Genomic DNA, 13,224 nt, shown 5'->3' with positions numbered 1-13,224 from the left:
ATAGGCTCCACCAGGAGGACCCGCCGACCCGGGGAGGAGCGCACCATGCCGGCACCAGCACAGATGATCTCCCAGGCCAGCACGGAGGACGTCGACCCGCGCGAGCGCATCGAGTTCTGGGAGGACTACAACCGGAGGGCGCTGGTCGGGCTGGCCTGTTCCTCCTACTCCGAGCGGGGGCTGCTCGCCCGGCAGGCGAACTTCCGGCTCGGGGACGTCCGGCTGGCCGACATCAGCGGCAACGCGCACGCCGTCGAGCGCACCCCGCAGGTGGCGAGGTCCACGCCGAAGGACTCGGTGTTCGCGACGCTCCTGGTCAAGGGCGACGCGGTGTTCCTGCACGAGAACGGCTGCCTCGCCGCCACCGCCGGGGACCTCGTCGTCTACGACACGCGCCGCCCCTACCTGTTCGGGTTCTCGTCGTCCATGCGGCAGTTCCTGGTCGACATCCCGCGTGACCGGTTCGTCGAGGAATGCATGGCGGGCGGCGTCCAGGCGCCGATGCTGTTCGGACGCGGGACGGCCCGCGAGGGCGAGCTGGTCGTGGCGCTGCGGTCGGTCCTGGAGAACCCGGGCGCGGCGGGGCCGGACAGCGCGCGCGGCACCGTCCTCGACCTGATCCGGCTGCTGGCCACCGAGCGCTCCGGCGGACGCGCCGCGCCCGCCGCCTACCAGACGCAGCTCATCGTCGCCGAGGAGTACATCGAGCGGCATCTGCACGACTCCTGCCTCACGCCGGGGCAGGTCGCCGGGGTGATGGGCGTGTCCGTGCGGCATCTGGGGCGGATCTTCGAGTCGGCGGGGACGACGCCGTCGCGGCACATCCTCGAACGCCGGCTCCAGCGCGCCCACGACGACCTCACCGCCCCCGGCGCCGCGGCGACGACCATCGCCGACATCGCCTACCGCTGGGGCTTTTCCAGCCAGGCCCATTTCGCCCGCCATTTCCGCGCCCGCTTCGGCCGCACCCCGACCGAGACCCGCGCCGCCGCCCGCTGACCTGCGCGCGAAGGGCTTGCGCGGCGACGTGCAGCGCTGAATGATGATCCCCCCGCGCTGGACGAGAAAATTGGATAGGGCGAAGTGGATATCGGCGACAATGGATTCACGGTCGGTTATGAACCGACACCCGACGAGGCGGTACGCGTGTTCGCCCGTGGCCTCAGGGGACAGCTCATGGTCACCTACGTGGCGCTCGTGGTGTTGCTGACCGGTGGCGCGGGTCTCTGCTTCTACGTCGGGAAGACGTGGCTGGGCATCGCCCTGCTGATCTCGGCGGTCGCGGCCCCGATTGCTGCGGATTGGGCGGTCCGGCAGCGCCTCCGCGAGGCGCTCGCGCACATGTGCGTGCCCACGACAATGCGGCTGACCGCCGACGAATACGAAAGCCGGACCGAGCAGGCGACCATCAAATACCGCTGGTCCATGTTCTCCAAGGTCGTGAACACCAAGGACTACTGGATGCTCTACGTGGACGGGCAGCCCGCGGCGTTCCTCCCGAAGGGCGCCTTCGACGCCGGCCAACTGGCGCAGATCGAGGGATTCCTCGCCACCCGAGAGCAAGCGAAGACCCGCTGAGGGCGAAATGAATATCGGCGACGGTGGAATCACGGTCAGTTACGAACCCACACCCGACGAGGCTCTACGCGCGCACTTTTATGGCCTCAAGGAAGGGTTGCTGAGCACCTACATCGTGGTGGCGGGGGCGCTGGTCATCGCCGCGTTCTACTGCTTCTACATCGAGCGGCCAGAAGCGGTCGTCGTCACGCTGGCGCTCGCGGTCGCGGTCCCGATCGCCGCGATCTCATCGGCTCGGGGGAACCTCCGCAGCGCAACCGCGCACATGTGCGTGCCCACGACACTACGCCTGACCGCCGACGGGCTCGAATGCCGAACCGACAGGTTCACGATCACAATGTTGTGGTCCGCATACTCCAACGTCGAGAACGCCCGGGAATTCTGGGTGCTCTACGTGGGCGGGTTTCCCTCGGGGTTCATTCTGAAGCGCGCGTACAACGCCGAGCAGCTGGCGCAGATCGAGGGACTCCTCGCCCCCTACGAACAGGCCGTGATCCCCGAATGGCGGCGCCGGGGTCAGCGGCCTTGAAAGTTCGGGGGACGGTTCTCCAGAAAAGCCGTGATTCCCTCCTTCGCGTCCTCGGTCGCGGCCAGCTCGACCAGTTCCGACAGCAGGTGGGCGACCTGGTCCTCCAGGGGGCGGCCCTCGATGGCGAAGAACGCGTCGCGGCCGCGGCGCAGGCCGAGCGGGCTTTTCGACGCGATCACGCGGGCCAGCTCGTCCACGCGGGCGTCCAGGTGGGCGCGCGGGACGACCTCGGTGACCAGGCCGATCTCGCGTCCCTCGGCGGCGGTGATGCGGGCGCCGGTGTAGTACAGCTTGAACGCGTGCTTCGGCGCGACGTTCCGGTTGATGATCGCCATGATCATCATGGGCCAGAGGCCGACGTTGACCTCGGGGGTGGCGAGCTTGACGTCGTCCGCCGCGATCACCAGGTCGCAGGCGGCGGCGAGGCCCAGCCCGCCTGCGACGGCGTGCCCTGCCAGCCGCGCGATGATCGGCTTGCCGAGCTTCGGGAAGGCCGTGAACAGGCGGAACGGGGCGCTCTCGCGGATCTCGCCGGCGTCCAGGCCGTCGCGGTCGAGCCCGCCCAGGTCGGCCCCGGCGCAGAACGCCCGGTCGCCCGCCCCGGTCAGCACGATCACCCGCACGCCGTCGTCGGCCTTCGCCCGCTCGAACGCGCCGAGCAGCTCGCCGATCATCTGGTCGTTGAGCGCGTTGCGCGCGTCGGGCCTGTTCAGCGTGATGCGCGCGATCCCGGCGTCCACCGAGTAGAGCGTCGTCCCGTCCATCCCCAGCCCGTTCCCGGCCGCAGCGAGCCCGCAACCCGTCCCGTCACACGACCGAAGCCGAGCGGCGGGACGGGCGCGGCGCCCGCTACAGCCGCTCGATGATCGTCGCGTTTGCCTGGCCGCCGCCCTCGCACATGGTCTGCAGGCCGTAGCGGCCGCCGGTGCGCTCCAGCTCGTGGAGCAGCTTGGTCATCAGGACGCCGCCGGTGGCGCCGAGCGGGTGGCCGAGCGCGATGGCGCCGCCGTTGGGGTTGGTCTTCTCCAGGGACGCGCCGGTGTCGTGCGCCCACGCCATCGGGACCGGCGCGAACGCCTCGTTGACCTCGAAGACGTCGATGTCGCCGATCTTCAGCCCGGCGCGGTCGAGGGCCTTCTCCGTCGCGGGGATGGGGCCGGTGAGCATGTAGACCGGGTCGGAGCCGCACACCGCGAGGGTGTGGATGCGGGCGCGCGGGGTGAGCCCGTGCCGCTTGACGGCCTCCTCGGAGGCGATCAGCAGCGCGGCCGAGCCGACCGAGATCTGCGAGGCCACGGCGGCGGTCATCCGGCCGCCCTCGCGCAGCGCCTTCAGGCCCGCCATCTTCTCCATGGTGGTGTCGGGGCGGGCGCCCTCGTCCTTCGTCACGCCGGCGATGGGCGCGATCTCCCGGTCGAAGTACCCGGCCTCGATGGCCTTGGCGGCGCGCTGGTGGCTCTCCAGCGCGAACCTCTCCAGGTCCTCACGGGTGTAGCCCCACTTCTCCGCCATCATTTCGGCGCCGCGGAACTGCGAGATCTCCTGCATGCCGTACCGCTCGACCCAGCCCTCGCCGAACGGGAACGGCATGCCCTTCTCCAGGGCCATGGCGACGGACGAGCCCATCGGGACGATAGCCATCTGCTCGACACCGGCCGCCACGACGAGGTCCTGGGTGCCGGACAGCACGCCCTGCGCGGCGAAGTGGATCGCCTGCTGCGACGACCCGCACTGCCGGTCGATGGTCACGCCGGGCACCGACTCCGGCAGCCCTGCCGACAGCCACGCCGTGCGGGCGATGTCGAGGGACTGCGGGCCGACCTGCATGACACAGCCCATGATCACGTCTTCGACCGCGGACGGGTCGACGCCGGTGCGGTTGACGAGTTCCTTGAGCACGTGGGCCCCGAGGTCGGCGGGGTGGACGTCCTTCAGGCCGCCCTTCTTGGTGCCGACGGGGGTACGGACCGCGCCGACGATGTACGCCTCGGCCACTGCGCCTCCAATTTCTGGGTTCCGTCCCGAAACCGAGCGAGATTCGGTTAGTCGGTTACGAGGTTACATCGCCTGACGTCCGAAGCGATATGAGGCACGACACCCTACGTTCGCCTCTCGGCGGCCCCTGGTCAGGGCTTGGCTTCGGGCTTCGGGTCGGGACGCAGGAGGTGCCCGCCGTCCGCCTCGTCGCCGAGCGACGCCTCCGTAAGTTTCCGCAGCACGTCCGTCAGCTCGGGGTGGTCTTCGGGCGACCATCCGTCCAGGTGACGGGCCAGGCCCGCGCTGCGGGCGGCGAAGAGGCGCTCGGCGGCGGCCTGCCCGGAGCCGGTGATGGCGAGGGTCCCGTCGACGCGGCGCACGTAACCGGAGTCCACCAGCCGGTCGACGAACGGGCGGCCGTGCTCGACGGTGACGCCCGCGCGTTCGGCGAGGTCCGCGCCGGTGACCGTCCCGTCCTTGGCGATCCGGCACAGCGCCCAGACGCTGCCCGCCGGAAGCGCGACACCCGAGTGCGCACCGAGCCGGTCGTAGAGTTCGCGGGCCTTCGGGTCCTTCCGCATGAGTTCGCTAAGCGCGCGCTCTATCTCGTGCCTGGACGACCGCACGGTCGGCGCGGCGCCGAACCCTTCCCCGTAGTCGGGTGTCTGCGAAGTGGCCCGCAGCGGAACCTCGCGCAAGAACCACGTCAGCAAGAACGCAACGGACGCCACAGGGACGGCCCACAAGAACACGGAATCGATCGACTGCGCGTAGGCGTGCAGGACGCCGTCCTTCACGTCGGCCGGATACCGGTCGAGCAGACTCGGGTTCCCCTGGACGGCCGACGCGTCGAACCCCGGCGGCAGCACCGGCGCCAGATCCTCGATATGGCTCGCGAGCTGGTTGCTGAACACCGAGCCGAACACCGCGACGCCGAACGACCCGCCGATCTGCCGGAAGAACGTCACCCCGGACGTCGCCGCCCCGAGATCCTGGTACGACACCGAATTCTGGACGGCGATGACGAGCACCTGCAGCACCAGCCCGAGCCCGAAGCCGAGCAGGGCGAACCGCAGGCTCATCGTCAGCGTGGACGAGTCCTCGTCCAGCCGCGAGCACAGGAACAGGGCCAGCGCGATCAGCGGCGTCCCGACCACCGGAAAGATCTTGTAGCGGCCGGTATGGCTGATCAGCTGCCCGGATCCGATCGAGGCGACCAGCATCCCGAGCATCATCGGCAGCAGGTGCACGCCGGACAGCGTCGGCGACACCCCGTGCACCACCTGAAGGAAGATCGGCAGGAACGTCAGCGCGCCGAACATCGCGAAGCCGACCGCGAAGCTGATCGCCGCGCCCAGCGAGAACACCGAGTTCGCCAGCAGCTTCGGCGGCATGATCGGCTCGGCGGCGCGCCGCTCCACCAGCAGCCACACCGCGATCAGCACGACCGACCCGGCGGCGAGCCCGATGATCGGCGCCGACAGCCAGTCGTAGGTCGTCCCGCCCCACGTCGTCACCAGGACGAGCCCGACCGCCCAGCCGACGATCAGCAGCGTGCCGAGGTAGTCGATGCGGTGCCGCTCCCGCTCGCCGGCCGCGTGCAGCACCGCCGCGATCACCAGCAGCGCGACGATCCCGATCGGCACGTTGATGTAGAACACCCAGCGCCACGACAGGTTGTCGACGAACCAGCCGCCGAGCAGCGGGCCGCACACGCTCGCGACGCCGAACACCGCCCCGAACAGGCCCTGGTAGCGGCCGCGTTCGCGGGGCGGCACGACGTCCCCGACGATCGCGACGACCAGCACCATCAGCCCGCCGCCGCCGAGGCCCTGCAGCGCGCGGAAGACGATCAGCTCCGTCATGTCCCGCGCGAGGCCGCACAGCGCCGACCCGATCAGGAAGATGACGATGGACGTCTGGAACAGCCGCTTGCGCCCGTACTGGTCGCCGAGCTTGCCCCACAGGGGCGTCGACGCGGTCGCGGCGAGCAGGTACGCCGTCACGACCCACGACAGGTGGTTCAGCCCGCCGAGATCGCTGACGATCGTCGGCAGCGCCGTGGACACGATCGTCTGGTCCAGCGCGGCGAGCAGCATGGCCAGCATGAGCGCGCCGAGGATGACGTAGAGGTCCCTGCCCTTGGGCATGACCCGCTCGTCCGCCGCGCGCTCCGCTCCTGCCGTCATGCCGCAAACCTCCCGGTTGACCGCAGATGGGCGTACCCAGGAGCCCGAGAAGATCACCCGGCGGGCGGGGCCGGCCGGCCCGGTGTCAGCCCATGAGGTCGCGGGCGACCTTCGCGGCGCCGAGTCCCGCGCAGCCGCCCGCGATGCCCACGGTGGCCGCGGTGACCCACAGCGGGAGGCCGGGACGCGTCTTGGCGGCGCTCAGCGTGTCCAGGACGTCGATGCCGAGGCCGAGCCGCGTCCACAGGCGGCGGCCGGACTCGTCGCTGCTCAGCAGGTAGCCGGCGCCGAGCGCGACCTCGCGGGCGCCGAACGCCCGGACCAGGTAGTCGCGTCCAGCGTCGTTGCCGGATCCCATCTGCATGAGCCGGACGGTCAGCTTCGGGGCGGTCAGGGCGGCGAGGCCGAAGGCGATCCGGCCGCGCGCCAGATTCTTCATGGCTCCGTCGAGCCGGTCCCCGCCCTCGATTTTGCCCCGGTCGTCTATTTCCATCGCATCTGCCACAAGGGGAGGCTATCTGTGCCGTGCCGCGTTGCCGAGACCCGGGTAACCCCCGCCTTACACGTCTATCGTCTCAAGGAGGCGGCACCCCTCGGCACTCCCCCGGGCGCTCCCCCGGCGCCCCCGGACAGAAGGTCACCATGGAAGGCATCCTCGCCCTCGTCGTCGTGTCACTCCTCGCCACGTTCTGCGTGCGCTGGGTCGCGGTGCGGCTCCGCCTGCCCATGCCCACCAGGGTCGCGGTGCTCACCGTGTTCGTCCTGGTCGTGCTGACGATGTACGGCAATTACCTGCGCACTTGAGTGAACGATCAACGAATTCGTCGCGCGGTGTCCCGAACCAACCGCCCCGACAGCGAGTCATAACTGGCGAAACCGGCTTCACGCCCGTTCGCCGTCCCGCCGGACGGGAGCGGTACCCCGTCCGATGAGCCGGTCCGAACAAGGGAGTGCTCCAGTGCCGCTGCCGCATCCCGCGACCGCTAGCCAGGGGACCGGCGGCGCGATCGCCCCGCATCTGCGACGGCTGCTGGAGTTCGTCGAACCCGACCGGGACGACATCTGCCTGGACGTGGCACGCGGCCACGGCCCGATGCCCGCCGCGCTCGGCCCGCAGGTGCGCCACCTGACCGCCGTGGACGCGATGCCCGCGCCCGCCGACCCCGCGCCAGGCTCGTCGCGGCGGATGGCGACGGTCGAGTTCGGCACTGGACCGGTCCGCATCACCGACGGCGACACACCGCCGCCCGCCGCCCGCATGGCCGCCACCACCCGCGAGGACCCGCGGCCCCGCACGATCGACCCCGACCGTCCGACGATCAAGGCGGACGCCACCGCACTGCCGTACAGGGACAACACGTTCTCCCTGGTCACGGCCCGATTCTCGCTCTACAACCTGGGCGATCCCGATCATGTGCTGCGGGAGCTGCTGCGGGTGTGCCGGCCCGGCGGACGGGTGATCATCGCCGATCTGGTCCGCGGCAACCTCGCCGGGCCCGACCGGGACCGCATCGAGCGGCTCCGCGACCCCGACCATCCCGGCACCCCGTCCATCGCCCGGCTCACCGAGATGATCACTTCGGCGGGCGGGAGCATCCGCCGCCTGGACGTGTTCACCGTGGAGCGCCCGGTCGAGCCGTGGCTCGCGGGCGGCTGCGACGACGCGACCGCCGAGCGGATCCGCACGGCCCTGGTGGACGAAGTGGACGGCGGCCCGAAGACCGGCGCGAAACCCCGCATCATCGGCGGCGAGCTGTGGTTCACCCAGTCATGGGCCCACGTCGCGGCAGAGCCGATCCCCTAGCGAGCTAAGGCACCAGGACGGCGGCGCCGGTGAAGCGGTCGGCGGCCAGGTCGGCGAGGGCGCGGTCGGCGTCGTCCAGCGCGTATTCGTGGGTCGTGACGGCGACGCCGAGGCGGGCGGCCAGTGTCAGGAACTCCTCGCCGTCCGCGCGGGTGTTCGCCGTCACCGACCTGACCTGCCGCTCCTGGAACAGGTGCCGCTGGTAGTCCAGGGACGGGACGTCGCTCAGATGGATGCCCGCGACGGCGCACGTCCCGCCGCGGTCGAGGCGTTCCAGCGCGGCCGGGACCAGCTCCCCCGCGGGCGCGAAGATGATCGCCGAGTCGAGCGGGACGGGCGCGGCGTCGAACGAGTCGCCCGCCCAGGACGCGCCGAGCTCGCGGGCCAGCTCCCGCGCGGCCGGGCTGCGGGTGAAGACGTGCACGTCCGCGCCCTCCGCGATGGCGATCTGCGCGGCCAGATGCGCCGACCCGCCGAACCCCCAGATGCCGAGCCGCCCGCCGGGCGGGACGCAGGCACGGCGCAGCGCCCGGTAGCCGATGATGCCCGCGCACAGCAGCGGCGCGGCGCGGACGTCGTCCAGTTCGGGCGGCAGCGCGTAGGCGTAGGCGTCGACGGCCAGGGCGTATTCGGCGTATCCGCCGTGCGCGTCCCAGCCGGTGTAGACGGACGACGGGCACAGGTTCTCGGCGCCGCGGCGGCAGAAGCGGCAGGCGCCGCACGTCCCGCGCAGCCAGGCCACGCCGACGCGGTCCCCGGCCTCGTGCAGGGCACCGGCGCCCGCGGTGACGACCTCGCCGACGATCTCGTGGCCCGGTGTCACGCCGGGCAGGTGGACGGGGAGGTCACCTTCGGCGACGTGCAGGTCGGTCCGGCAGACGCCGCAGGCCAGGACCCGGACCAGCAGTTCGCCGGGGCCGGGCGACGGCACCTCGCGGTCGGCGCGCCGCAGCGGGCCCGCCGCGATCGGGGCCGGGCTCTCGACCGCCCAGGCGCGCACGGGTTCAGGGGGTCAGCGGGATCTCGAACCAGACGGCCTTGCCGTCGGCCGTCGGCCGGGCGCCCCAGCGGGTGGCGAGCTGGTCGACGAGGTAGAGGCCACGGCCGCCCTCGTCGGTCTCGCCGGCGCTGCGGATGCGCGGCAGCCGCATGTCGGAGTCGAACACCTCGACCCAGATCGCGTCGGCGCCGCGGCGCAGGCGGAGCCGGAACTCCTTGGTCGGCGGCTCGCGGCGGCCGAGATCGGCGCCGAGGTTCCAGTCGTCCTCGTCGAACGCACCGCCATCGAACGAGTTCCCGTCGAAAGAGCCGCCGTCGAAAGAGCTGCCGTCGTACGAGCCGGTGTCGAACGGGTCGCCGTCGAGCGTGCCCGTGCCGAACTCGGTGTTGAACTGCACGGCGGGCGGCGCGCCGAGCGGCTCCCCGCCGCGCCCCGGCTGCCCGGCCGGGACGGGGACGACCATCTCGCGGCGCGGCGCGGGCGTGGCGGTGGCGTGCAGGACGACGTTCGTCACGACCTCCGAGACGAGGAGGCAGGCGAGCTCGGACTGCTCGTCCAGCATCCCCCAGGCGGCGAACGCGTCGGCGGCCATCCGGCGGGCCTCCGACACCATGATCGGCTCGGCGGTGAAGGAGCGCTCCTCGACGGCCAGCTCGTCGCCCGCGGTGCGGATCACGACGATCGCGACGTCGTCGTCAATGTCGCCGGGGACGGCCTCGTAGGCGGCGTTCGCGATCGTCTCGACGCCGCTCCGCGCGACCTTCGCGACCGCCGCGCGCACCCGCTCCCGCGACTCCTCGCGGGTGTAGTAGTCGCCGTCGTCCTTGGGCCTGCGGTCGATGAGCCCGTCGGTGTAGAGGACGAGCGTGGAGCCCGGCTTCAGCTCCGTCGTCTCCTCGTTGAACAGGATCTCGCCGCCCATTCCGGGGGCACGGAGGCCGAGCATGCCGCCCTGGCTCTCGAACGTCAGCTCGCTGACCTCGCCGTCGACGATCAGCATCGGCGGGTCGTGCCCGGCGTTGGCGAACTCCAGCACCCGCGACCACGCGTCGTACACGAAGTAGGTGCAGGACACGAGCGGCGGGCGGACGAGGTCGTCGCTGTTCCAGCCGGACCGCATCCGCTCGGGCCGCGTCATCGTGCGGACCCACTCGTCGAGCTTGCGGAGGATGTCGGCGGGCGGCTTGTCGTCCTGCGCGAAGGCGCGGAGCGCGGCGCGGAGCTGGCCCATCACGGCGGCGGCGCGGGCGCCGCGGCCCTCGACGTCGCCGATGACGAGCCCGACGCGGCCCGCCGACAGCGGGATCACGTCGTACCAGTCGCCGCCGACCTGGGTCTGGATGCCGTGCCCGTGCGATTCGAGCGGCCGGGCGGGCTCGTAGCGCCAGGCGATCTGGAGGCCGTCGAGCCGGGGCGGGCGGTCGCCGGGGAGCAGGTGCTTCTGGAACGCGAGCGCGGTGTCGCGCTCCTCCTCGAACAGCAGCGCGTTGTCGACGGCGAGCGCGACACGGCTGGCGATGGCGCCGAGCAGGTCGCGGTCGAAGCCGTCGTAGTGCGGGTCGGGCCGCTTGGACAGGTTCGACAGCGCGAGGCTCATCACGCCGAGCAGCTCGCCGCGCACCAGCAGCGGCGCGGAGATCACGGAGGTGATGCCCATGGCGTCGCCGAGCCGCTGGGACGACTCGTTCGGCGCGGAGAACCGGTGCTGGAGCATGTCCTCGACGAGGACGGCGTCGCGGCGGCTCATCGCCTTCTCGCTGAAGTGCCCGGGCGGGTAGTGCACGGGCTCGCCGACCTCCGCCCACGTGCCGGGCGGCGGCTCCCAGTTGCCCGCGTGCCGGGACACGCGCCGGAAGAGCCGGTCGCCGCTGTAGAGGTCGATGAAGCAGTGGTCGGCGAACTGCGGGACGAGCGTGTCGGCGACGCGGCGGAGCGTGCTCTCCAGCTCCAGCGACCCGGCGAGCCGCTCCCCGATCCGCTCCATCAGGCCGTAGCGGTCCTGCTCGCGCTGGTTGGAGCGGAGCGCCTCGCGCGCGAAGATCACGACGCCGTCGACGGCGCCGGACGGGTGGCGCAGCGGCACGGCGTGGGCGCGGGTGTAGACGGTGGTGCCGTCCACGCGCAGGTTACAGAAGGTGCCCTCCCACACGCCGCCCTTGAGGACGTGCTTGGCGAGCTCGGTCGCCTGCTCGTGGTCTTCTTCGGCGATGCCCAGGGAGAGGATGGAGTGGCCGATGATCTCGTCGCCGCCGAAGCCGAACAGCTGGCGGGCGAACGCGTTGCCGTAGATGACGTTGCTGAAGCGGTCGCAGACGATGACCGCCATCTCCATCTGGTTGAGGACGGTCTCGGGTGGTAGATGCGCCTCGTCAGGCGCTTCCCCCCAGTGGTTCATCTCCCCATCCCGATACCAGTAGCGAGCCCGCCGGTGATCGCATTCTCCCGGCGCGGGCACCCGCCGCCCGTCCCGGCACGCACCGAATGGATGATCACCGGGCGTCGCGGCGCGGCTGCCGCGTGTACCTCTTCCGTCGTATTGAACGACGAAGACGCCGCCGGGATACGCCCGAAAGGCCCGCCGCTATGGAGATCTTCGGTATAAACCGTCGAGACGGCGCCCCGTACCGGGCCCCGTGCGCCGGCTCGCACGCCCGCCCGTGCGCCCGCAAGCACCCCCGCAGCAAGCACGCCCGTCGTGTCAGCGCCTGCTGACGAAGACGTGTTCGGCGATGTCGCGCGGCAGTTCCGTCGCGGGACCGTCGGCCTCGTCGTCACTGATCACCTGCACCCCGTCATCGGTCGCCCGAAGCGTCACCTCTCGTCCCGGTTGTATCCCTATTTGCTTGAGTCTAAGCATCAGGTCACTGTCGCTCTGCACCTGCTCGCTGATCCGCCGGATCACGGCGTCGGAGCCCCCGGGGCTGGCCACGGCGGTCATCACCGACAGCGGTGCGGAATCGGTGTCGTCGCCGTGTCCGCCCAGCTCATCGAGGCCGGGGATCGGGTTGCCGTGCGGGCAGGTGGTCGGGTTGTCGAGCAGGGAGACGAGGCGGCGCTCCACGTCCTCCGACATGACGTGCTCCCAGCGGCACGCCTCGATGTGGACGTCCTCCCAGGGCAGCCCGATCACGTTGACCAGCAGGCATTCGGCGAGCCTGTGCTTGCGCATCACACGGGTGGCGAGGCCGCGGCCGTTCTCGGTCAATTCGAGATGCCGATCGCCCTCGACCCGCAGCAGGCCGTCGCGCTCCATCCGCGCGACCGTCTGGCTCACCGTGGGGCCGCTCTGCGAGAGCCGCTCCGCGATGCGCGCACGAAGAGGGATGATGCCCTCTTCTTCGAGCTCGAAAACCGTCCGGAGATACATCTCCGTGGTATCGATCAGGCCGTGTGAGGTCACAGCTCCCTCCAGTCTTATGCGCAGGAGTCTACTTGCTCCGACCTCGCGTCGCCGTGCCCAGCGAATATCCCCCGGAGGCCGGGTATGGGGAACGCAAGATGACCACGAGAACTTCCCATGACGCGACACCCTTCCTGCCGGACACCGCGGAGGGGCGGTCGGATCTCGACGAGCTGCGCCGGGCGGCGGCAGGGTGCCAAGGCTGCGGCCTATACGAGAACGCCACGCAGACCGTCTTCGGCGAGGGCTCCCCTGGCGGACGGGTCATGTTCGTCGGCGAGCAGCCCGGCGACCAGGAGGACCGCAAGGGGCTTCCGTTCGTCGGCCCGGCCGGCCGCATCCTCGACCGCGCGCTCGCGGAGGCGGGGATCGAGCGCGGCGACGTCTACGTCACCAACGCCGTCAAGCACTTCAAGTTCAAGCAGAAGGAGGGCGGCGGGAAGCGGCGCATCCACGAGCCGCCGAGCGCGGCCGAGGTCCGCGCGTGCCGTCCCTGGCTGGACGCGGAGATGCGGCTCCTGGACCCGGACGTCGTTGTCGCCCTGGGCGCCACGGCGGGCAAGGCCCTGCTCGGGCCGTCGTTCCGCGTGACCAAGGAGCGCGGGCGGCTCCTCCCGCTTCCCGACCGGGAGGCGCAGGTCGTCGCGACGATCCACCCGTCCGCCGTGCTGCGCGCCGAGGACCGCGACGCGATGTACGCCGGTTTCCTCGACGATCTCAAGGTGGCCGCGTCAGCGCTCGGCTGAG

13 protein-coding genes are annotated in these 13,224 nt (G+C 71.2%); 6 read left to right on the top strand and 7 right to left on the bottom strand.

All coding sequences use genetic code 11. The features are described from left to right. Window positions 1-45 precede the first annotated feature (45 nt). From ACH34S_RS28655 to ACH34S_RS28645, 3 genes are all read left to right on the top strand, one after another. Window positions 46-999, top strand: a complete 954-nt coding sequence (locus tag ACH34S_RS28655) for a helix-turn-helix domain-containing protein (protein ID WP_395955923.1) — start codon at window positions 46-48, stop codon at window positions 997-999. A gap of 84 nt (window positions 1,000-1,083) precedes the next feature. Next, complete coding sequence (locus ACH34S_RS28650) at window positions 1,084-1,578, top strand: YcxB family protein (protein ID WP_395955922.1); 495 nt, start codon at window positions 1,084-1,086, stop codon at window positions 1,576-1,578. Between the two features lie 7 nt (window positions 1,579-1,585). After that, a complete protein-coding gene (locus ACH34S_RS28645; protein WP_395955921.1) occupies window positions 1,586-2,107 on the top strand; it encodes a YcxB family protein in 522 nt (173 codons plus the stop codon). On the opposite strand, the gene ACH34S_RS28640 is transcribed toward ACH34S_RS28645, so the two are convergent. From ACH34S_RS28640 to ACH34S_RS28625, 4 genes are all read right to left on the bottom strand, one after another. Next, entirely contained in the window at window positions 2,095-2,871 is a 777-nt protein-coding gene (locus ACH34S_RS28640; RefSeq protein WP_395955920.1) for an enoyl-CoA hydratase/isomerase family protein, read from the bottom strand. The two genes, ACH34S_RS28645 and ACH34S_RS28640, sit on opposite strands and share 13 nt — an antisense overlap. Before the next feature lie 85 nt (window positions 2,872-2,956). After that, window positions 2,957-4,102, bottom strand: a complete 1,146-nt coding sequence (locus ACH34S_RS28635; protein ID WP_395955919.1) for an acetyl-CoA C-acetyltransferase — start codon at window positions 4,100-4,102, stop codon at window positions 2,957-2,959. 131 nt (window positions 4,103-4,233) lie between these two features. Next, entirely contained in the window at window positions 4,234-6,273 is a 2,040-nt protein-coding gene (locus tag ACH34S_RS28630; protein WP_395955918.1) for a DHA2 family efflux MFS transporter permease subunit, read from the bottom strand. Between the two features lie 85 nt (window positions 6,274-6,358). Next, the gene (locus ACH34S_RS28625) at window positions 6,359-6,778 is read right to left on the bottom strand and encodes a hypothetical protein (RefSeq protein WP_395955917.1); all 420 of its coding nucleotides are present in this window, start codon (window positions 6,776-6,778) and stop codon (window positions 6,359-6,361) included. A gap of 137 nt (window positions 6,779-6,915) precedes the next feature. On the opposite strand from ACH34S_RS28625, the gene ACH34S_RS28620 reads away from it, so the two are divergent. Both ACH34S_RS28620 and ACH34S_RS28615 read left to right on the top strand, forming a co-directional pair. Further along, entirely contained in the window at window positions 6,916-7,077 is a 162-nt protein-coding gene (locus tag ACH34S_RS28620) for a hypothetical protein (RefSeq protein ID WP_165964158.1), read from the top strand. Between the two features lie 154 nt (window positions 7,078-7,231). Next, entirely contained in the window at window positions 7,232-8,077 is an 846-nt protein-coding gene (locus tag ACH34S_RS28615) for a class I SAM-dependent methyltransferase (RefSeq protein ID WP_395955916.1), read from the top strand. Between the two features lie 4 nt (window positions 8,078-8,081). On the opposite strand, the gene ACH34S_RS28610 is transcribed toward ACH34S_RS28615, so the two are convergent. From ACH34S_RS28610 to ACH34S_RS28600, 3 genes are all read right to left on the bottom strand, one after another. Next, window positions 8,082-9,077: a zinc-dependent alcohol dehydrogenase family protein gene (locus ACH34S_RS28610; RefSeq protein ID WP_395955915.1), complete on the bottom strand. Its 996-nt coding sequence runs from the start codon at window positions 9,075-9,077 to the stop codon at window positions 8,082-8,084. A gap of 4 nt (window positions 9,078-9,081) precedes the next feature. Continuing rightward, entirely contained in the window at window positions 9,082-11,472 is a 2,391-nt protein-coding gene (locus tag ACH34S_RS28605) for a SpoIIE family protein phosphatase (RefSeq protein ID WP_395955914.1), read from the bottom strand. A 303-nt stretch (window positions 11,473-11,775) separates the two neighbouring features. Continuing rightward, window positions 11,776-12,477, bottom strand: a complete 702-nt coding sequence (locus ACH34S_RS28600) for a metal-dependent transcriptional regulator (RefSeq protein ID WP_395955913.1) — start codon at window positions 12,475-12,477, stop codon at window positions 11,776-11,778. A 98-nt stretch (window positions 12,478-12,575) separates the two neighbouring features. Here ACH34S_RS28600 and ACH34S_RS28595 point away from each other — a divergent pair, with 98 nt between their 5' ends. Next, the gene (locus ACH34S_RS28595) at window positions 12,576-13,223 is read left to right on the top strand and encodes a UdgX family uracil-DNA binding protein (protein ID WP_395955912.1); all 648 of its coding nucleotides are present in this window, start codon (window positions 12,576-12,578) and stop codon (window positions 13,221-13,223) included. Window position 13,224 lies beyond the last annotated feature (1 nt).

The organism is Actinomadura sp. 3N508 (assembly GCF_044326375.1).
Classification (GTDB): Bacteria; Actinomycetota; Actinomycetes; order Streptosporangiales; family Streptosporangiaceae; genus Spirillospora.
The sequence above is the reverse complement of the archived record's forward strand: the minus strand, read 5'-3'. Positions and strand labels throughout refer to the sequence as shown.

Coding starts and splice junctions, on each gene's coding strand:
- ACH34S_RS28655 (WP_395955923.1), top strand. CDS start 46: ATGCCGGCACCAGCACAGATGATCTCCCAGGCCAGCACGGAGGACGTC.
- ACH34S_RS28645 (WP_395955921.1), top strand. CDS start 1,586: ATGAATATCGGCGACGGTGGAATCACGGTCAGTTACGAACCCACACCC.
- ACH34S_RS28640 (WP_395955920.1), bottom strand. CDS start 2,871: ATGGACGGGACGACGCTCTACTCGGTGGACGCCGGGATCGCGCGCATC.
- ACH34S_RS28630 (WP_395955918.1), bottom strand. CDS start 6,273: ATGACGGCAGGAGCGGAGCGCGCGGCGGACGAGCGGGTCATGCCCAAG.
- ACH34S_RS28620 (WP_165964158.1), top strand. CDS start 6,916: ATGGAAGGCATCCTCGCCCTCGTCGTCGTGTCACTCCTCGCCACGTTC.
- ACH34S_RS28605 (WP_395955914.1), bottom strand. CDS start 11,472: ATGAACCACTGGGGGGAAGCGCCTGACGAGGCGCATCTACCACCCGAG.
- ACH34S_RS28595 (WP_395955912.1), top strand. CDS start 12,576: ATGACCACGAGAACTTCCCATGACGCGACACCCTTCCTGCCGGACACC.